Source organism: Azospirillum terrae, from assembly GCF_053470425.1.
In genome coordinates, this window is the sequence record NZ_JBPXMR010000002.1 from 451,274 (window position 1) to 470,693 (window position 19,420).

Below are 19,420 nucleotides of genomic sequence, written 5' to 3' on the forward strand. Positions count from 1 at the left end.
AACAACCATGCTTAAGGGCAAATCGGCCATCGTCACCGGCTCCACCAGCGGCATCGGCCTGGGCGTGGCGCGGGCTCTGGCGGGGCAGGGCGTCGACGTCATGCTCAACGGCTTCGGCGATCAGGCTGAGATCGCGAAGCTGTGCGAGGACCTCGGCCGCGAGTTCGGCGTGCGCGTCGGCTATGACGCCGCGGACATGAGCAAGCCGGCCGAGATCAAGGCGCTGGTCGCCGCGGCGCAAGTGGCGTTCGGCAAGGTGGATATCCTGGTCAACAACGCCGGCATCCAGCACGTCTCTCCGGTGGAGGAGTTCCCCGAGGACGCCTGGGAGCGGGTGATCGCCATCGACCTGTCGGCGGTCTTCTACGGCACGCGTTATGCGTTGCCGGGCATGAAGGCGCGCAACTGGGGGCGCATCATCAACATCGCCTCGGTGCATGGCCTGGTGGCGTCGGTCAACAAGGCGGCGTACGTGGCCGCCAAGCACGGCGTCATCGGCCTGACCAAGACGGTGGCGCTGGAGACCGCGCAGACCGGGGTCACCTGCAACGCGATCTGCCCCGGCTGGGTGCTGACCCCGCTGGTGCAGAAGCAGATCGACGCCCTGGCCGCCAAGAACGGCTGGAGTAACGAGCAGGCCGGCCGCGAACTGCTGAGCGAAAAGCAGCCTTCGCAGAGCTTCGTGACGCCCGAGCAGTTGGGCGAACTGGCGGTGTTCCTGTGCTCCGACGCGGCGTCCAACATGCGGGGCGCGGCGATCAACATGGACGGTGGTTGGGTGGCGCGGTAGGTCTCGGCGCCGGCCCCCACCCCATCCCTCCCCTGCGAAGCGGGGGAGGGATGGGGTGGGGGCCGGCGCAGCCGCTTTACCGCCCCGCCCGTATCCCCGCCTTCGCCAGCTTCTTGTACATCGCCGCCCGCGAGATCCCGAGCCGTTTGGCGGCTTCCGCCGCGCGGTTGCCGGACGCGTCCAGGGCCTGTTGCAGCAATTCCCGCTCGAACGACGCGAACGCGTCGTCGTACGGACGCACCCCGGTCGCGGCCATCGGAACCAGCGGCACCGCCGCCGCAACCATCGCCTCGTCCCGCCGCGCGGTCGGCAGCGCTTCGGCCAGATCGGCCACCGTCAGGCGCAGATTGTCGGTCAGCATGCACACCCGCTCCAGCACGTTGCGCAGCTCGCGCACGTTGCCGGGCCAGCCGTAGCGCGCCAGCACCTCCACCGCGTCGGGCGTCAGCACCCGGCCGGGCATGCCGGTGCGCAGCGCGATCTCCTGAAGGATGGACTCGGCGATGGCCTCCAGGCCGCTGCCCATCTCCGACAGCGACGGCAGGCGGATCGACAGCACGTTCAGCCGGTAATACAGGTCGGAGCGGAACCGGCCGTCGCGGATGCGGTGCTCCAGATCGACGTTGGTCGCGGCGATCACCCGCACGTCCACCTTGACCGGCCGGTCGGAGCCGAGCGGCTCGATCTCCTGCTCCTGCAAGGCGCGCAGCAGCTTGGCCTGCAAGGCCATGGGCATGTCGCCGATCTCGTCGAGGAACAGCGTGCCGCCATCGGCGCTCTTGAAGCGGCCCTCGCGGCCGCGGCGGTCCACACCGGTGTAGGCGCCGGGCACCGCGCCGAAAAATTCCGCCTCCAGCAGCGTGTCGGGAATGGCGGCGACGTTGACGCCGACGAACGGCTTGGCCGCCCGCGACGACAGGCCGTGGATGCCCTGGGCGATCAGTTCCTTGCCGGTGCCGGTCTCGCCCAGCAGCAGGATCGGCGCGTCGTGGTGCGCGGCCAGCCGCGCCCGGCGCTTGACCTCCAGGCAGGCCGGGCTGTCGCCTACGTAGCTTTGCAGCGTGTAGCGCGGCTGCCGCCTTTCGTTGAGGTGGCGCTTCGCCGTCTCCAGCTCCGCTTCCAGGCGGGCCAGTTCGCTCAGCAGCGGCTTCAGGCGGTGCAGGCTGTCGTAGAACACGAAGCCCACCGCGCCGATGACGCTTCCGTCGTCGTCGGTGAGCGGAAAGCGCGACACCACCAGACGCTGGGTGCCGAAGAACATGACGTCGAGCAGGATCGGCTGTCCGCTGGTCACCACCTGACGCATCAGGCTGTTGGGGATGACCTCCTCGACCTCGCGGCCGATGGCGAGGGCCGGGTCGGCGACGCCGAGCATCTTGGCGTACTTGTCGTTGATCCAGACAATCCGCGCGTCGCGGTCCACCGCCACGGTTCCTTCGGACTGCTTCTCCAGCGCTTCGAACAGGGAGGGCATGGCCCGCCGCCGCAGCACCTCCGCCCCGCCGCTGAACCCTGCTTCGAACACGATGCCTCACCGTTCCAGTCCGAGGAGAGTATAGAACAACGCCGCCCGCATCCGGTATCCTCGGCTGGCCCGCCTTCCTGCGAAGTTCCCGATCCCATGACGCGCCCGCTGGACAGCATCGATACCAACATCCTGCGCGCGTTGCAGGAGGACGGCCGCATCACCAACGTTGATCTGGCGAAGCGCGTCCACCTCAGCCCTGCCGCCTGCCTGGAGCGCGTCAAGCGCCTGCAAACGGAAGGCTACATCCAGCAGTACACGGCGCTGCTCGATCCGGCGCGGCTGGACGCCGGGCTCTTGGTGTTCGTCGAGGTGGTGCTGGACCGCACCACGCCCGACGCCTTCGACGACTTCCGCCGCGCCATCGTCGCCATGCCGGAGATCATGGAGTGCCACATGGTGGCCGGCGGCTTCGACTATCTGGTGAAGGCGCGCCTGAAGGACATGGGCGAGTACCGCGAGTTCCTCGGCCGCTTCCTTTCCGTGACCCGCGGCGTGCGCGAGACGCACACCTACCCGGTGATGGAGGAGGTCAAGAACGTCACGGCGATCCCGTTGCGGGGGGCTCGCTGAAATTCCCCTCTCCCGTCCCAGGAGAGGGTGGCCGCTCGTAGAGCGGCCGGGTGAGGGTAGCGCAAGGATACTTGGAGGCACCCTCACCTTCCCACGCTGCGCGTGGGCCCCTCCCTCTCCCGGGGCGGGAGAGGGAAAACAAGGCGCTCCGTCTAAAATTCATGAAATTACGTTTTCTCCGCAGGAAATTCGTATTCAAAGGCGTAAGTCCGTCACTCATATGGCGTTTCTCCCGGTACGGTGAATGATCATCCATTCATTTGGGGTTTCGCCGCATGTCCGCGCTGCCGCTGCCGTCCGCCTCCAGCCACGACCGCCTCGCCATCGACCGGCTCTATCGCGCCGACGAGACCGCCGTCGTGACCGCGCTGACCCGCGCGGCGGCGCTGCCCGAGGACGCCCGCCGGCGCGTGCAGGCCGAGGCCGCCAAGCTGGTGGAGGGCGTGCGCGCCTCGCGTACCCGCTTCGGCGTGCTGGACGCCTTCCTTCAGGAATTCGGCCTGTCCTCGCAGGAGGGCGTGGCGCTGATGTGTCTGGCCGAGGCCCTGCTGCGCATCCCCGACGCCGAGACCGCCGACGCCCTCATCCGCGACAAGATCGGCACCGCCGACTGGAGCCGCCATCTGGGCAAGGCCGACAGCCTGTTCGTCAACGCCTCGACCTGGGCGCTGATGCTGACCGGCAAGGTGGTGCGCCTGGACGGCGAGGGGGAGCCGGTGCGCGTGCTCGACCGGCTGGTGAACCGGGTGGGCGAGCCGATCATCCGGCAGGCGATGATGCAGGCCATGCGCATCCTCGGCCGCCAGTTCGTCATGGGCCGCAGCATCGACGAGGCGCTGACCCGCGCCCGCGACGACGAGGCGCTCGGCTACCGGCACTCCTACGACATGCTGGGCGAGGCGGCCCGCACCATGGAGGACGCCAAACGCTACTTCGACCTGTACAGCATGGCGATTGCCGCCATCGGCGGTGCGCGGGGGCCGCGGGACGTGTTCGCGTCGCCTGGCATTTCCGTGAAACTCTCGGCCCTGCACCCGCGCTATGAACTGGCCCAGCGCGACCGCGTGATGGCCGAACTGCTGCCGCGCGTGAAGGATCTGGCGCTCAAGGCGAAGTCCGCCGGCATTCACCTCACCGTGGACGCCGAGGAGGCCGACCGGCTGGACCTCTCCCTCGACCTCATCGAGGCGGTGTTCCGCGACCCGGCCCTGAACGGGTGGGAGGGCTTCGGCCTCGCCGTGCAGGCGTATCAGAAGCGGGCGCTGCCGCTGATCGGCTGGCTGGAGGATCTGGCGCGCTCGACCGGCCGGCGGCTGATGGTGCGCCTCGTCAAGGGCGCCTACTGGGACAGCGAGATCAAGCGCGCGCAGGAGCGCGGGCTGGACGGCTACCCGGTGTTCACCCGCAAGGCGTCGACGGACGTGTCGTACCTCGCCTGCGCCCGGCGCCTGCTGGCGGCGCGGGACGCCTTCTACCCGATGTTCGCCACGCACAACGCGCACACCGTCGCCTCGGTGCTGGAGATGGCCGGGAACCGGGAGGGCTACGAGTTCCAGCGCCTGCACGGCATGGGCGAGCCGCTGTATCATCAGATCGTGGCTCCCGACATGCCCGTGCGCCTCTACGCCCCGGTCGGCAGCCATGAAGACTTGCTGGCGTATCTCGTTCGCCGCCTGCTGGAGAACGGCGCCAACAGCTCCTTCGTCAACCGCATCCAGGACGAGCAGGTGCCGGTCGCCGCCATCGTCGCCGACCCGGTGGCGCGCGTCGCAGCCCTGCCCAGCAAGCCGCACCCCGGCATCCCGCTGCCCAAGGATCTGTTCGGAGCCGAGCGGCGCAACAGCGACGGCCTGGACCTCAGCGACGCCGCGCAGATCCAGCCGCTGCTCGACCATGTCGCCGCCAGCCGCCGCATCGCCGGTCCCGTGGCGGAGACCGCGCCGGAGGATGTGGACCGCGCGCTCTCCGTCGCGGCGTCGGCGCAGCGCGCCTGGGCGGCGCGGCCGGTGGCCGAGCGTGCCGCCTGCCTGGAGCGCCTCGGCGACCTGCTGGAGGGTGAACGCAACGAATTGGTCGCCTTGCTGGTGCGCGAGGCCGGCAAGACGATCCCCGACGCGCTGGCCGAACTGCGCGAGGCGGTGGACTTCTGCCGCTACTACGCCGCCCGCGCGCGGGCCGACTTCGAGCCGAAGCTGATGCCCGGCCCGACCGGCGAGCGCAACGAACTGCGCCTGACCGGCCGCGGCGTCTTCGTCTGCATCAGCCCGTGGAACTTTCCGCTGGCGATCTTCCTCGGCCAGGTCGCGGCGGCGCTGGTCGCCGGCAACGCGGTGATCGCCAAGCCGGCCGAGCAGACGCCGCGGATCGCCGCGCTCGCAACCGGGCTGGCGCACCGCGCCGGGGTGCCGGTGGAGGTGCTGCACCTGCTGCCGGGCGACGGTGCCACGGTGGGCGGGCGGCTGGTGGCCGACCGGCGGGTGGCCGGCGTGGCGTTCACCGGCTCGACGGAGACGGCGCAGCGCATCGGCCTGACGCTGATGCAGCGCGGCGGCCCGATGGTGCCGTTCATCGCCGAAACCGGCGGGCAGAACGCCATGATCGTCGACAACTCGGCCCTGCCCGAGCAGGTGGTGGACGATGTGGTGACCAGCGCCTTCCGCTCGGCCGGGCAGCGCTGTTCGGCGCTGCGCGTGCTGTTCGTGCAGGACGGCATCGCGCCCAAGGTGATCCGCATGCTGCGGGGGGCGGTGGCGGAACTGCGGCTGGGCGATCCCGGCCTGCTGTCCACCGACATCGGGCCGGTGATCGACGCGGAGGCGCGATCCATGCTGATGACGCACGTCGAGCGCATGACCCGCGAGGCCACGCCGCTGTTCGCCGGCACTTTGCCGCCGGACGGCGTGCACGGCAACTTCGTCGCCCCGCACGCCTTCGAGATCGACCGCCTCGACCGGCTGGAGCGCGAGGTGTTCGGGCCGATCCTGCACGTCATCCGCTTCAAGGGCGACCAGCTGGACGCGGTGCTGGACGCCATCGAGGCGACCGGCTACGGCCTGACGCTGGGCATCCACACGCGCATCGACCGCACCGCGCGCCGCATCACCGAGCGCATGGCGGTGGGCAACACCTACGTCAACCGCAACATGATCGGCGCGGTGGTCGGCGTGCAGCCCTTCGGCGGCGAGGGCCTGTCCGGCACCGGCCCGAAGGCCGGCGGTCCGCACTACCTCTACCGTTTTGCGGCGGAGCGCACGCTGACGGTCAATACCACCGCGGCCGGCGGGAATGCGTCGCTGGTGTCGCTGGGCGAGGAGGAGTAGGGGGCTACGCCCCCCATTCCGTATGCACCATCCCCGGCCGGTCGATGCGCTCGTACCCGTGCGCGCCGAAGCAGTCGCGCTGAGCCTGGATCATGTTCGCCCACAGCCGGCCGCTGCGCCAGCCGTCCCAGTAGGACAGCGCCGAGGCCATTGCCGGCACCGGCACGGCCGCCAGCGCTGCCGCCGCAACTACCCGCCGGAACCCTGCATCGCCGCGCGTCATCAGCGCCGCGATGTCCGGGTCGAACATCAGGTTGGGCAATTCCGGCGCGCGGGTGAGCGCCGTCCTGATGCGGTCCACCAGCCGCGCCCGGATGATGCAGCCGCCCCGCCAGACCGAGGCCACCGCCGCCAGATCCACGTCCCAGCCGAACGCACGGCTGCCCGCCGCGATCACCGCGAAGCCCTGGGCGTAGACGGCGATCCGCCCGCACAGCAGCGCGTCGCCCACTGCCGCCACCAGATCGTCGCCGGCCGGGGCCGGGGAGGGTGCGGGGAACGCCGATGCCGCGCGTTCGCGCTCGTCCTTCAGCGCCGACAGGCAGCGGGCGTGCACCGCCTCGGCAATGGTGGGCGCGGGCATGCCGAGTTCCAGCGCCGTGGTCGCCGCCCAATGGCCGGTGCCCTTCTGTCCGGCGGCGTCGCGGATCACCTCCAGGATCGGCCCGCCGGTTTCCGGGTCCGTCGTGCGCAGGATGTCGGTGGTGATCTCCATCAGGTAGGACGCCAGTTCGCCGCCGTTCCACGCCGCGAAAATCTCCGCCAGGCGCTCGTACGAGAAGCCGCAGAGGTTCCGCAGCAGGTGGTACGCCTCGGCGATCAACTGCATGTCGGCGTATTCGATGCCGTTGTGGATCATCTTGACGAAGTGCCCGGTGCCGTCCGGCCCGACCCGCGCGAAGCACGGCGCGCCGTCCGCCGCCCGCGCCGCGATGGCGGTCAGCAGTGGCGCCACCGGGGCGATGGCCTCCGGCGCACCGCCGGCCATCAGCGCCGGTCCGTGCCGCGCCCCTTCCTCGCCGCCCGACACGCCGAGCCCGACGAAATGCACGCCCACTGCGGCGGTTTGCGCGGCCCGGCGGCGCGTATCGTTGTAATGCGAGTTGCCGCCGTCGATCAGCACGTCGCCGGGCGCCAGCGTCGGCAGCAGCGCGCCGACCAGTTGGTCAACCGCCGGTCCGGCCGGCACCATCATCAGGATCACGCGGGGAGTCTTCAGCGCCGCCAGCATGTCGTTGGTCGAGGCGCAGGCCACCGCCGACTCCGCCTGCGCGGCAAAGGCCGCCCGCCGCCCGCCGTCCAGATCGTACCCGGCGACCGCCGTCCCATGATCGGCGAGGTTGGCGGCCAGATTGCGGCCCATCACCCCGAGGCCGACCAGCCCCATATCCGCCTGTTTCATGGCGTGTTCTCCATGTTCTGGGGGCGCAACGCCCGCATCAGCTCCTCGACGATGCGGTCGGGGCCGAGGGCGATGTCCACGACGATGGCGTCGCTCGGCGTCTCCAGCGTGTCGAACTGGTTCTGCAACAGCGCCGGATCGAAGAAATGGCCGCGGCGCGCTGCCAGCCGCTCGCGGATCAGCGCCGGGTCGCCGGTGAGGTGGACGAACAGCACGTCGTCCCCCTCCGACAGCACCCGGCGGTAGGATTCCTTGAGCGCCGAGCACGCCAGCACATGGTCCTCGCCGCGCGCGATGGCGGTGACGATGGCCGCGCGGATGGCGCGCAGCCACGGCCAGCGGTCCTCGTCGGTGAGCGCCATGCCCCTACTCATCTTGTCGATGTTGCCGGGCGGATGGAAGGCGTCGGCGTCGCTGAACGGGCAGCCCAGGCGATCCGCCAGCAACTGGCCGATGGTGCTCTTGCCGCAGCCGGAGACGCCCATGACGACGACGATCATACTCGCTTCCCGTTCCCGTCCGGGGGCAACACGATCAGGGACAACACGATAGGTCCGCGGTTTTTGCAAGGCAAGCGCCGCCGGGGTCTCCTATCCTGTGCGCCGCATTGGGGAGGACCGAGCATGACCGGAACCATCGACGAAGCCCGTGTTTCCGCCGCGGCGGAACGGCTGCTGACCGCGCGACGGACGCGCGCGTGGCTGGCGGCGTTGCCCGACGACGCGCGCCCACGCAGCGAGGCGGAGGCCGACGCGGTGCAAGACGCCGTGGCGCGGCGGAGCGGCCCGCAAGTGGCCTGGAAGGTCGGCGCCCGCACGCCGGTGGGCGAGCCGTTCCGCGCACCGCTGAACGCCGCCACGGTGTGGCCGGGGGCGTCGGTGCTGCCGGCCGACGCGGTGCAGTTCATCGGCCTGGAGGCGGAGATCGCCTACCGTTTCGACCGCGATTTGCCGCCGCGCGATCTGCCCTATGCGGCCGACGAGGTGTACGCCGCCATTGGCTCGATCCACCCGGCCATCGAGATCGTCGATACCCGGTTCACGGCTTTTGGCGGGACGGACGCGCTGTCGCACCGCGCCGACCAGATGAACCACGGGGCGCTGATCGTCGGCGCGGGCCGGCGCGATTGGCGGGCGTTCACGCCGGTGACGCAGCCCGTGCGGCTGGAGATCGACGGCGCCGTGGCGTCTGAAGGCATCGGCGGCAACACGGCCGGCGATCCGCTGCGCCTGCTGGTGTGGCTGGCGAACGTCGGCACGCGGACGCTGGGCGGCATCGCCGCCGGGCAGATCGTCACCACCGGTTCGTGCACGGGGACCATCTTCGCCAAGCCGGGTGTGGCGGCCACCGCGAGCTTTCCGGGATTGGGGGCGGTGAGCGTGACGGTGGAGGGGGGTTAACGCGCCAGCCGCCGCAACACCCCTTCCAACTCCCGCAAGTCGCCGATCACCACCGTTCCCTGCGGGAACGGATGCCCGCCCTCGCGGTCGCGCACGCCGATGAACGCCAGTCCGAGCGCCGCCGCCGCGTCGTAGTCCTGCACGGCGTCGCCGACGAACGCCACCCGCTTAGGCCGGAAGCCGTGGCGGGCGATGATGGCGGCGGCGGTCTCGGCCTTGCCCGGCGGGCTGCCGTAGACCTCGACGAAGCGATTTGCCATGCCCCGCGCGACGACGATGCGGACCATCTCGTCGTGCGGGGTCGCCGAGATGACGAACAGCGGCAGCCGGCCGGCGTACGCCGCCACGAACTCCGCCGCACCGGGGATCGGTGGGCAGCGCACCACCGCCTGTTCCACCGTCGCGGCGAAGCGGTCCGCCAGCGCCTCCACCCGCTTCTCGTCCACCGCGCGGCCGAGGAACTCGCGCTCGAAACGGCGCAGTTTCTCGCGGCGCGGCATGCCGCCGTTGGCGTCGTGGAAAGCGCGGATGGCGGCTTGCGCCTGCGGCCCCTCATCGGCGTACAGCGCCTCGAAGGCCTCGCCCTTCAGCCCGTTGGAATCGCAGAGCACCCCGTCGAAATCGAAGAGGATCGCATCCCAATGATCTTGCAAAGGCGCTTCCATCCAGACCGTCCCCATACCGTGACCCGCAGCGCGGGTGCCATGCCGAATTCGCTCTTGCGCTTTTAGAACGTTCTAAAACAGAATGCTTACTAACAAAACAAAGTGACGCCCGTGGGAGGACGTCGTGGGTGCAAGACGCCGAGAGCGCGTGACGCTCAAGGAGATCGCGGAGCACAGCGGACTGTCACCTTCGACGGTGTCGCTGGTCTTGCGCAACAGCCCATTGGTGGCGGACGGCACACGCCGCAAGGTGCAGGCCTCCATCGACGCGCTGGGCTATGTCTACAACCGCGCCGCCGCCAACCTGCGCGGGGCGGCCAGCAAAGCCGTGGGCCTGCTGATCGGCGAGATCACCAACCCCTTCTATGCTGAGCTGACGGCCGGCGTCGATGCTGTGCTGGAGCGCGCCGACCACATCGCCTTCCTCGGCAACACGCAGGAATCGGTGGAGCGGCAGGGCCGCTTTCTGGCCCGCCTGCGCGAACAGAACGTCGATGGCGTCATCCTCTGCCCGGCCGAGGGCTCGACCGGGGCCACGCTGACGCCGATCCTCGGCTGGGGCCTGCCGTGCGTGCAGACGCTGCGCTACCTCCAGGGGGTCGAGCTGGATTACGTCGGCGCCGACTACCGGCTGGGCATGCAGATGGCGGTGGAGCATCTCGTGCGCCTGGGTCACCATCGGATCGCGCTGGTCGGCGGCGCCATGCACCATTCGGCGGTGCGCGAGCGCCGCGCCGGCTTCCGCGACGCCATGGAGCGCGCCGCTCTTGCCGGCGACCTGATCGTGCCGTGCCCGCTGACCCGCCGCCACGGCGCCGAGGCCGTCGAGGACCTGATGGAGCGCGCGGACAGCCCCACGGGCATCATCGCCTACAACGACATCGTGGCGTTGGGCGTCATGCAGGGGCTGGCGCGGCGCGGGCTGCGCACGGGCGCCGACGTCGCCGTCATCGGCTGCGACAACATCGAGGAGGCCGCCTTGGCCGAACCCGGGCTGACCACCGTCGCCACCAACCCGCGCCGCATCGGCGAGGAGGCCGCGTCCCTCCTGTTGCGGCGCATCGAGGACCCGCGCGGCGCCCGCGACCGGGTGATCGTGCCGCCCTGTCTGGTGGTCCGCCGCTCCTGCGGCGAGGCCGCCGCTTAAGGTCCCTGGAGAACGACCATGGATTACGTGTTCCAGTTCGGCGATGTGATCGACGCGAGGGACGAGCTGCTGGAAGGTGTCTGGCTGACCATCCGGCTGTCGGCGCTGTCCATGGTGCTGGGGCTGCTGGTCGCCGTGCTGTGCGCGCTGGGGCGGAGCTTCGGACCGCGGCCGGTCAAGTGGCTGATCGCCGCGTATGTCGAGGTGATCCGCAACACGCCGTTCCTGGTGCAGATCTTCATCATCTTCTTCGGCCTGCCGACCGCCGGCGTCCGCCTCAGCCCCAACAGCGCGGCGCTGCTGGCCATGGTGGTGAACCTCGGCGCCTACGCCACGGAGATCGTGCGGGCCGGCATCGAGTCCATCCACAAGGGCCAGATCGAGGCGGGTCTGGCGGTGGGCCTCAGGCCCTTGCAGGTGTTCCGCTACGTCATCCTGTTCCCGGCGGTGAAGACCGTGTTCCCGGCGCTGTCGAGCCAGTTCATCCTGTTGATGCTGGGCTCCAGCGTGGTGTCCGCCATCTCGGCGGAGGAGTTGACGGCGGTCGCCAACAACATCCAGTCGCGGACCTTCCGCAGCTTCGAGATCTACATCGTCATCACCGGCATCTATCTGGCGCTGTCGCTGGCGTTCTCCGGGATCTTCGCGGCCATCGACCGGCTGGTCTTCCAGCGCGGCGGCGCGCGCTAGCAGGGGAGGGGACGGGCATGATCCATCAATTCTCCACCAACGACGTCGTCTTCCTGCTGATGGCCGCGCGCTGGACGGTGCTGCTGACGCTGATCGCGTTTCTCGGCGGCGGGGTGGTCGGACTGGCGGTGGCGCTCGGGCGCACGGCGGCGCGGCGGCCGATCCGCTGGTTCTTCACCGGCTACATCCAGCTGTTCCAGGGCACGCCCTTGCTGATGCAGCTGTTCCTGGTGTTCTTCGGCGTCAACATCATCGGCCTGTCGGTCGATCCGTGGAGCGCCGCGGCGCTCGGCCTGACGCTGAACGCCAGCGCCTTCCTGGGCAACACCTGGGCCGGCGCCATCCGCGCCATTCCCTTGGGCCAGTGGGAGGCGGCGCGCGCCATGGGCCTGCGCTACCGCCACGTGATGCTGGACATCGTGCTGCCGCAGGCGGTGAAGGTCGCCCTGCCGCCGACGGTGGGCTTCATGGTGCAACTGCTGAAGGGCACCTCGCTGGCGGCGATCATCGGCTTCACCGAGCTGACCCGCGCCGGGCAGATCATCAACACCGCGACCTTCCAGCCCTTCCTGGTGTTCGGAATCGTCGCGGCCATCTACTTCGCGATGTGCTGGCCCCTGTCGCTGCTGAGCCAGCGGCTGGAGCGGCGCTTCGGAACGGTCGCACGCTGACGCGTCGGCCCCTGCTGCACATAAGAATAGGGAGAAGAGCCATGATTGCGTTGCGTGACCTGTTCCGCCCCCTGGTCCTGGCGGCTGCGGTGGTCGCCTCGATGGCGGTGCTCAGCCAGTCCGTCCAGGCGCAGAGCGTCGACGACATCCTCAAGAAGAAGAAGATCACCATCGGCATCCTCGCCGACTACCCGCCCTTCGGCTTCACCAACGAGAAGAACGAGCTGGACGGCTACGACATCGAAGTCGGCAAGCTGATGGCCAAGTATCTGGGCGTCGAGGCCGAGATCGTCGGCGTCACCGGCCCGAACCGCATCCCCTACCTGCTGACCAACAAGGTGGACGTGCTGATCGCCACCTTCGGCATCACGCCGGAGCGCGCCAAGCAGGTGCAGTTCTCCATCCCCTACAGCAGCATCGACATCCTGGTGCTGGCCGACAAGGACCAGAAGATCACCTCGGCGGCCGAGTTGTCGGGCAAGCGCGTGGCGGTCACCCGCGCCTCGACCCAGGACACCGCGCTGAGCGCCGCGGCGCCCAAGGACGCGCAGTTGATGCGCTTCGACGACGACGCCACGGCGGCGCAGGCGCTCTTGTCCGGTCAGGTCGATGCCATGGGCGTGTCCTCGGTGGTGGCGGCGCAGATCCAGAAGCAGAACCCGGCCAAGGGCTATGAGGTGAAGTTCGTCATGCGCCGCCAGCCCAACGGCGTCGCCATCCGCCGTGGTCAAGCCGACCTGCTGCAATGGGTCAACACGTTCATCTACTTCGTGAAGAACAACGGTGAGTTGGACGCCCTCCACCAGAAGTGGCTCGGCGCCCCGCTGCCGAACCTGCCGGTGTTCTGACCGCCGGGGCCGTGCGGGGTGGCCGACGCCGCCCCGCGGGCTCCACCATCAGGGAAAACCGCCATGACGACTGTCGAGCCCACCACAACCGCCGCTCCCCACAAGCTCGGCGATCCCATCATCCGCATGGAGGGGGTGCAGAAGTTCTACGGCGACTTCCAGGCGCTGAAGGACATCGACCTCACCGTCTACCAGGGCGAGCGCATCGTGCTGTGCGGCCCATCCGGCTCGGGCAAGTCGACGCTGATCCGCTGCATCAACCGCCTGGAGGAACACCAGGGCGGCCGCATCACCGTCAACGGCACCGAGTTGACCAGCGATCTGCGCCACGTCGACGCCGTGCGCCGCGAGGTCGGCATGGTGTTCCAGTCCTTCAACCTGTTCCCGCACCTGACGGTGCTTCAGAACTGCACGCTGGCGCTCATCCGCGTGCGCGGCATGGCGAAGGCCGACGCCGATGCGCTGGGGATGAAGTATCTCACCCGCGTGCGCATCCCGGAACAGGCCGGCAAGTATCCCGGCCAACTCTCCGGCGGCCAGCAGCAGCGCGTCGCCATCGCCCGCGCCTTGTGCATGAACCCCAAGGTGATGCTGTTCGACGAACCCACGTCCGCCCTCGACCCCGAGATGGTCAAGGAGGTGCTCGACGTGATGGTGACGCTGGCGCACGAGGGCATGACCATGCTCTGCGTGACGCACGAGATGGGCTTCGCCAAGTCGGTGGCCGACCGGGTGATCTTCATGGACCGCGGCGAGATCGTCGAGCAGGCCCCGCCCGAGGAGTTCTTCGCCAACCCGAAATCCGACCGCACCAAACTGTTCCTCAGCCAGATTTTGCAGCACTGAAAGCAAGCCGACATGACCGTGGACATTCTTGCCGTCGAACCGCTGATGCACGAGGCGATGGCCGTGCTGGAGCAGCGCTACGCCGTGCACCGCCTGTGGCAGGCGCCCGACCGCGCGGCCTTCGTCGCCGGGCTGGCCGACCGCGTGCGCGGCGTGGTGACCGGCGGCGGCACCGGCATCTCCAACGATGTCCTGAACGCGTTGCCGAAGCTGGAGATCATCTCGGTCAATGGCGTCGGCACCGACAAGATCGACCTGGATCTGTGCCGGCGGCGCGGCATCCGCGTCTGCACGACGCTGGGCACGCTGACCGACGACGTGGCCGACATGGCGTTCGGCCTGATGCTGGCGGTGACGCGGCGGCTGGCGCAGGGCGACCGCTTCGTGCGGGCCGGCGGCTGGCTGAACGGCGGGTTGCCCTTGGGCCGCAAGCTGACCGGCAAGCGGTTGGGCATCTTCGGCCTGGGCCAGATCGGCCGCGCCATCGCCAAACGCGCCGCCGGCTTCGCCATGGACGTGTCCTACGTCAACCGCAGCCCGGTGGAGGGCGTGTCATACCGCGCTGTGGGCGACATCGTCGAATTGGCGAAGTCGGTGGACATCCTGGTGATCGCCGCGTCGGCCTCGGCGGAGACGAAGGGGATCATCGGCCGCGCCGTGCTCGACGCCTTGGGGCCGGAGGGCGTGCTGGTCAACGTCGCCCGCGGCAGCCTGATCGACGAACCGGAACTGGTCGCCGCACTGTCTGAAGGCCGCCTGGGCGGCGCTGGCCTGGACGTCTTCGCCGACGAGCCGCGCGTGCCGGCGGCGCTGTTCACCTTGGACAACGTCGTGCTGGAGCCGCATCAGGCCAGCGCCACGCTGGAGACGCGCCGCGCCATGGGCGCGCTGGTGCTCGGCAATCTGGAGGACCATTTCGCCGGGCGGGAGCCGCGGACGGCGATTGTGTGAGGGGGGCCGCGCTTGCCCATGCCACCGCCCGCGCTATGATGCGCCCATAAGAACGGGGACTGGAGACGCAATGACGGGCACCGCCCGCGATGCCGGACGATGGCCATGCGGCTGATCGTCTCCGGCCTCACGCACCGTTACGACGATCTGGTCGTCCTCGACGGCATCGACCTTGCCGCCGGGGAGGGCGAGGTGCTGGCCGTCATCGGCCCGTCGGGCTGCGGGAAATCCACGCTGCTGGGCATCGCCGGCGGCATCGTCGCGCCCACGTCCGGCCGCGTCGAGGTGGTGGGCGAGCCGCCGGCCGGCTGCCTCAACCCGATCACCTTCATCTTCCAGGACTTCGCCCTGCTGCCGTGGCGCACGGTGGAGGACAACGTCTCGCTGGCCCTCGAACACCACCCCCTCGACAGGGCAGAGCGGCGCGAGCGCATCGAGGCCGGCTTGCGCCGCATGGACCTGTGGGACTTCCGCGCCGCCTTGCCCAAGCAGCTTTCCGGCGGCATGCGCCAGCGCGTCGGCATCGCCCGCGCGCTGGCGGTGCGGCCGGCGGTGCTGCTGCTGGACGAGCCGCTGTCGGCGCTCGACGCACAGACCCGCGAATTGCTGATGGAGGACTTCCTCGAACTCTGGCGGCGCGAGCGCACCACCGCGCTGTACGTGACGCACAATCTGGACGAGGCGCTGCACCTCGCCGACCGCGTGGCGGTGCTGAGCCGCCGGCCGGGCCAAGTGCGCGAACTGGTCACCATCGAGGAACCGCGCGACGCCCGCCGCACGCCCACCGCCCAGCGGCATCTGGCGGAGATCCGCGAGCGCCTGTGGAGCCACATCCGCGCCGAGGCGCAACTCGCCGACCGGGAAATCGCCGATGCCTGACGCGCACACCACCTCCGTGCAGCCCGTCCGCTTCCGCGGCGGCGGCTTCCTCGCCACGCGCAACCGCTGGGCGGCAATCGTCGCCTTCGCCGTGCTGCTGGCGGTGTGGGAGGCGGTGAGCCGGCTCGGGCTGGTCAGCACGCTGTTCCTGCCGCCGCCCAGCGCCGTGGGCGCGGCGCTCTGGGCCATCGCGGCGGACGGGTCGCTGTGGCTGCACCTCAAGGCGTCGCTGCTGCGCATCGGCGTGGGGTGGCTGATGGGGACGCTGGCGGGGATCGCGGTGGGCTTCGCCATGGGCATTGCGCCGCTGGCCCGGTCGGTCGGCGTGCCGCTGGTGTCGGCGCTGTTCCCGATTCCGAAGATCGCGCTGCTGCCGCTGTTCATACTGTGGTTCGGCATCGGCGAGCCGTCGAAGTTCGCCACCATCGGCTTCGGCGTCTTCTTCCCGACGGTGATCGCCACTTACAGCGCCATCGACGCGGTGCCGCGCAACCTGATCCGCATGGCGCAGAGCTTCGACCTGCCATGGCGCGACATTCTGCGCAAGATCGTGCTGCCCGGCGCCATGCCCGGCATCCTGGCGGGTTTCCGCATCACCGCGTCCATCGCGCTGATCCTGGTCGTCGCCGCCGAGATGATCGGCGCCGAGTACGGCATCGGCGCCTTCGTGCTGACCGCCGGCAACCTGATGCTAACCGATCAGCTCTTGGCCGGCGTGCTGGTTTTGTCGATCATGGGGCTGGGGATCGGCACGCTGCTGTCGGCCGTGGAGCGCCGCCTGCTGCGCTGGCGCTGAGTTTCGAACGATAAAGGGGAGGGGTGGGGATGAGGCTCAAGTGGAACCGGCGGGCCGTGGTCACCGCCTTTGGGGCCGCCATCGGTGCGGCGCTGGCCGTGGGCCTGGGCGCGGCACCCGTGGCGGCGCAGGAGAAGACGTCCATCGGCGTGCTGGCGCTGTCGTCGTCGGGTCCGGTCTACATCGCCAAGAGCAAGGGCTACTTTGCCAAGGAGGGCCTGGACGTCGATCTGAAGATCTTCACCTCGGCGCAGCAGGTGCCGGTGGCGGTGGCTTCGGGCGATGTGGATTTCGGCGTCACCGGCCTGACGGCGGGCTTCTACAATCTGGCCGCCAAGGGTGCGATCACCATGATCGCCGCGCAGAGCCGCGACGAACCGGGCTTCCCCTTAAGCGCCTATGTCGCCACCAAGGCGGCTTACGAGTCCGGCCTGACCAAGCCCGCCGACCTCAAGGGAAAGCGCATCGCCATCACCACGGTGGGCTCGACCTTTCACTACATGATCGGGATTCTCGGGCAGAAGTACGGCTTCACGGTCAAGGACGTGACCATGGTGCCGTTGCAGGACGTGCCGAAGATGGTCGCCGCCTTCAAGGGTGGGCAGGTGGACGCCATCCTCGCCCCGGTGACGGTGGCGCGGCAGGTGGTAGCGGACGGCTCCGGCACCATCATCGGCTGGGCCGGCGACGAGACGCCGTGGCAGCTCGGCGCGCTGTTCACCAGCCCGAAGATGGTGGCGCAACGCCGCGAGACGGTGGTGAAGTTCATCCGCGCCTACCAGACCGCGACCGCCGAATACCACGCGGCGTTCAACACCCGCGACGCGGCGGGCAAGCCGGTGAAGGGGCCGAATTATGACGAGCTGCTGGCCATCGTCGCCGAGGCCACCAAACAGAAGCCGGAAATCGTCGCCGAGGGACTGCCCTACATCGACCCGCAGGGCCGGCTGATGGTGAACGACATCCACAATCAGGTGCGGTTCTGGCAGTCCGAGGGGCAGGTGGACAAGGCGCTGGACCCGGCGAGCATCCTCGATTTGAGCTTCGTGCAGGGGCACACGGGGGTGCCGAAGTAGCGCGTTACACCGTCCGCGTCACCTTCCTCAGCGCCCGCGGCCGGTCCGGGTCCAGCCCGCGGTCGGCCGCCACGCCGTCGATCATCAGGTAGAACGCCTGCACCGCCACGATGGGGTCCAGCATGGGGTGCAGCGGCGCCGGCAACGGCAGGGGCGTGTGCGCCAACGCCAGCGCCTCCGGAATCGCCGAGGCCACCAGCAGGTGCGCCCCCTGCGCCCGCAGCCGCCGGGCCACGTCCAGCACTCCCCCCAGTGTCTGGTCTGGCAGGGCCAGCAGCAGCACCGGAAAGCCCTCGTCCACCAGCGCCACTGGGCCGTGCAGCAGCTCGGCGGTGCTGAACGGCTCGGCGTGCAGCGCGCAGGTTTCCTTGCCCTTCAGCGCCATTTCCTGCGCCACCGGCAGCGCGTAGCCGCGCCCGACCACCAGCAGCGACTCCGCGTCCCGCAGCACCGGCCGCGCCGCCGACCAATCCACCGCGCAAGCCGCGCGCAGCCGGCCGGGCAGGGCGTTCAATGCATCCAGCAGCGCCGCGTCCCGCCGCCACGCCGCCACCAGCGCCGCCACGGCGGACAGGCTGGCGATGAAGCTCTTGGTGGCGGCGACCGCCGCCTCCGGCCCGGCCATCAGCGGCAGGATATGCTCCGCAGAAAGGGCCAACGGCGAGTCTTCCGTGTTGACCAGCGCCACCGTGCGCGCCCCGCCGCGCCGCGCCGCCTCCAGAGTCGCCAGCAGGTCGGGGCTTCCCCCCGATTGGGAGATGGCCAGCACCAGCGCGCCGTCCACCCGCATATCCGCGCCATAGCAGGTGACGACGGACGGCGCCGCCGACGCCGTCACCAGCCCTAGCGCGGTCTCGAACAGATAGCGCGCGTAGCCCGCCGCGTGGTCCGAACTGCCGCGCGCCACCGTCATGGCGAAGGCCGGCGGCCGGGCGCGCAGCGATTCCGCCAAGCGCTCCAGGCGCGGCCCGAGGGTTGCCGACTGTGCAGCAACGCAATCGGGCGCCTCCAGGGCTTCGGTGCGCATCATGGTCATGGACGGGCCTCCGCAGTATCCGCAGAGGATGTCATCCGGCGGCGGAGCCGGTCCATGGAAACTGTCAGACGTCGTGGATCTTGCCGGGGGAGTTCTTGTTCTTGCCGCCGGCCTGCTCCTCGGTCTTCTCGGTCAGGGTCTTGTCGGGACCCTTGTCGCCGCTCTGCTTGGACGCGGCGGTCGCCGAGCGGTTGGCTGTGGCGGGCTTGCGCTTGCGGTCGTCGGCCATGGTCGGGCTCGCCTTTGCGGTGGGGAATGCCACATCAACACCGGGCGCGCGGTTGCGTTGCACCGGCAACAAATGGCCTCGCCGCGTGTCATAGCTGCATTGCCCATTCACGGAGGAGGAATCCGATGCGCACACTTCTCACGCTCGCCCTGCCGGTGGTCCTGCTGCTGTCCACGCCCGCCCTGGCCCAGATGCAGTCCCAATCCCGCGACCGCACGAGCACCGGCAGCGGCATGACCAACCCGTCCCGAGAGGTCGATGCCTCGGACGTCACCCCGTCGCGCAACCTGATCGGCAAGCCGATCACCTACCGTTATCAGGGCGGAACCGCGGGCACGATCCGCGACGTGGTGACCGGCGACGACGGCCGGCCGAAGCTGGTGATGGAGACGCGGGACACGCGCCGTCAGGTGGTGCTCGACCTATCCGAGGTCCGCCGGCGCGGCAACGGCGTTCAACTCATGATCGACCCCGAGCAGGTCGCCGGCCTGCCTGATTTCCAGGGACAGGGCAGCATGGGCACGATGGGCCGCTCCATGGGCAACACGCCGGGCGCCACCGGGCGCTGACCGGCAC

Annotated in this window: 20 protein-coding genes; 14 read left to right on the plus strand and 6 right to left on the minus strand. The window is 69.7% G+C overall.

The features are described 5' to 3' along the window. Positions 1-7 precede the first annotated feature (7 nt). Positions 8-790, plus strand: a complete 783-nt coding sequence (locus ACSVDD_RS08615) for a 3-hydroxybutyrate dehydrogenase (protein WP_448188914.1) — start codon at positions 8-10, stop codon at positions 788-790. Positions 791-866: 76 nt separating this feature from the next. On the opposite strand, the gene ACSVDD_RS08620 is transcribed toward ACSVDD_RS08615, so the two are convergent. After that, positions 867-2,315, minus strand: coding sequence for a sigma-54 interaction domain-containing protein (locus ACSVDD_RS08620; RefSeq protein WP_448188915.1), 1,449 nt, complete (start codon positions 2,313-2,315; stop codon positions 867-869). Positions 2,316-2,411: 96 nt separating this feature from the next. Here ACSVDD_RS08620 and ACSVDD_RS08625 point away from each other — a divergent pair, with 96 nt between their 5' ends. Both ACSVDD_RS08625 and putA read left to right on the plus strand, forming a co-directional pair. After that, a complete protein-coding gene (locus ACSVDD_RS08625) occupies positions 2,412-2,888 on the plus strand; it encodes an Lrp/AsnC ligand binding domain-containing protein (RefSeq protein WP_448188916.1) in 477 nt (158 codons plus the stop codon). 275 nt (positions 2,889-3,163) lie between these two features. Then, complete coding sequence (putA, locus tag ACSVDD_RS08630; protein ID WP_448188917.1) at positions 3,164-6,208, plus strand: bifunctional proline dehydrogenase/L-glutamate gamma-semialdehyde dehydrogenase PutA; 3,045 nt, start codon at positions 3,164-3,166, stop codon at positions 6,206-6,208. A gap of 4 nt (positions 6,209-6,212) precedes the next feature. Here the strand turns inward: putA and gnd are convergent, their stop codons facing one another. Continuing rightward, the gene (gnd, locus tag ACSVDD_RS08635) at positions 6,213-7,610 is read right to left on the minus strand and encodes an NADP-dependent phosphogluconate dehydrogenase (RefSeq protein ID WP_448188918.1); all 1,398 of its coding nucleotides are present in this window, start codon (positions 7,608-7,610) and stop codon (positions 6,213-6,215) included. Next, positions 7,607-8,110, minus strand: a complete 504-nt coding sequence (locus ACSVDD_RS08640) for a gluconokinase (protein WP_448188919.1) — start codon at positions 8,108-8,110, stop codon at positions 7,607-7,609. The genes gnd and ACSVDD_RS08640 overlap by 4 nt, the downstream gene beginning before the upstream one ends. Before the next feature lie 123 nt (positions 8,111-8,233). Between ACSVDD_RS08640 and ACSVDD_RS08645 the strand changes: the two genes are divergently transcribed. After that, a complete protein-coding gene (locus ACSVDD_RS08645; protein ID WP_448188920.1) occupies positions 8,234-9,010 on the plus strand; it encodes a 2-keto-4-pentenoate hydratase in 777 nt (258 codons plus the stop codon). Here the strand turns inward: ACSVDD_RS08645 and ACSVDD_RS08650 are convergent. Further along, positions 9,007-9,675 (minus strand): HAD family hydrolase, encoded by a 669-nt coding sequence (locus tag ACSVDD_RS08650; RefSeq protein ID WP_448188921.1) that lies wholly within the window; start codon positions 9,673-9,675, stop codon positions 9,007-9,009. The two genes, ACSVDD_RS08645 and ACSVDD_RS08650, sit on opposite strands and share 4 nt — an antisense overlap. 124 nt (positions 9,676-9,799) lie before the next feature. Here ACSVDD_RS08650 and ACSVDD_RS08655 point away from each other — a divergent pair, with 124 nt between their 5' ends. From ACSVDD_RS08655 to ACSVDD_RS08695, 9 genes are all read left to right on the plus strand, one after another. After that, positions 9,800-10,822 (plus strand): LacI family DNA-binding transcriptional regulator, encoded by a 1,023-nt coding sequence (locus tag ACSVDD_RS08655; protein WP_448188922.1) that lies wholly within the window; start codon positions 9,800-9,802, stop codon positions 10,820-10,822. Between the two features lie 18 nt (positions 10,823-10,840). Then, complete coding sequence (locus tag ACSVDD_RS08660) at positions 10,841-11,512, plus strand: amino acid ABC transporter permease (protein WP_448188923.1); 672 nt, start codon at positions 10,841-10,843, stop codon at positions 11,510-11,512. A 17-nt stretch (positions 11,513-11,529) separates the two neighbouring features. Further along, complete coding sequence (locus tag ACSVDD_RS08665; RefSeq protein WP_448188924.1) at positions 11,530-12,183, plus strand: amino acid ABC transporter permease; 654 nt, start codon at positions 11,530-11,532, stop codon at positions 12,181-12,183. 41 nt (positions 12,184-12,224) lie between these two features. Next, positions 12,225-13,031 carry a transporter substrate-binding domain-containing protein gene (locus ACSVDD_RS08670; RefSeq protein WP_448188925.1) on the plus strand — a complete coding sequence of 269 codons (807 nt, stop codon included), beginning with the start codon at positions 12,225-12,227 and terminating at the stop codon, positions 13,029-13,031. 63 nt (positions 13,032-13,094) lie between these two features. Further along, positions 13,095-13,877: an amino acid ABC transporter ATP-binding protein gene (locus ACSVDD_RS08675; protein WP_448188926.1), complete on the plus strand. Its 783-nt coding sequence runs from the start codon at positions 13,095-13,097 to the stop codon at positions 13,875-13,877. 12 nt (positions 13,878-13,889) lie between these two features. Next, on the plus strand, positions 13,890-14,828 hold the full coding sequence (locus tag ACSVDD_RS08680) for a 2-hydroxyacid dehydrogenase (protein ID WP_448188927.1): 939 nt from the start codon (positions 13,890-13,892) through the stop codon (positions 14,826-14,828). A gap of 105 nt (positions 14,829-14,933) precedes the next feature. Beyond that, a complete protein-coding gene (locus tag ACSVDD_RS08685; RefSeq protein WP_448188928.1) occupies positions 14,934-15,707 on the plus strand; it encodes an ABC transporter ATP-binding protein in 774 nt (257 codons plus the stop codon). Then, positions 15,700-16,503 (plus strand): ABC transporter permease, encoded by an 804-nt coding sequence (locus tag ACSVDD_RS08690; protein WP_448188929.1) that lies wholly within the window; start codon positions 15,700-15,702, stop codon positions 16,501-16,503. Before ACSVDD_RS08685 ends, ACSVDD_RS08690 begins: the two co-directional genes overlap by 8 nt. Positions 16,504-16,532: 29 nt before the next feature. Beyond that, positions 16,533-17,579 carry an ABC transporter substrate-binding protein gene (locus tag ACSVDD_RS08695; protein WP_448188930.1) on the plus strand — a complete coding sequence of 349 codons (1,047 nt, stop codon included), beginning with the start codon at positions 16,533-16,535 and terminating at the stop codon, positions 17,577-17,579. Between the two features lie 4 nt (positions 17,580-17,583). On the opposite strand, the gene ACSVDD_RS08700 is transcribed toward ACSVDD_RS08695, so the two are convergent. Together ACSVDD_RS08700 and ACSVDD_RS08705 are read right to left on the minus strand one after the other, a co-directional pair. Then, entirely contained in the window at positions 17,584-18,615 is a 1,032-nt protein-coding gene (locus ACSVDD_RS08700; protein ID WP_448188931.1) for an SIS domain-containing protein, read from the minus strand. Positions 18,616-18,679: 64 nt separating this feature from the next. Then, positions 18,680-18,844 carry a hypothetical protein gene (locus tag ACSVDD_RS08705; RefSeq protein WP_448188932.1) on the minus strand — a complete coding sequence of 55 codons (165 nt, stop codon included), beginning with the start codon at positions 18,842-18,844 and terminating at the stop codon, positions 18,680-18,682. Positions 18,845-18,969: 125 nt separating this feature from the next. On the opposite strand from ACSVDD_RS08705, the gene ACSVDD_RS08710 reads away from it, so the two are divergent. Then, positions 18,970-19,413 (plus strand): hypothetical protein, encoded by a 444-nt coding sequence (locus ACSVDD_RS08710; RefSeq protein WP_448188933.1) that lies wholly within the window; start codon positions 18,970-18,972, stop codon positions 19,411-19,413. Positions 19,414-19,420 lie beyond the last annotated feature (7 nt).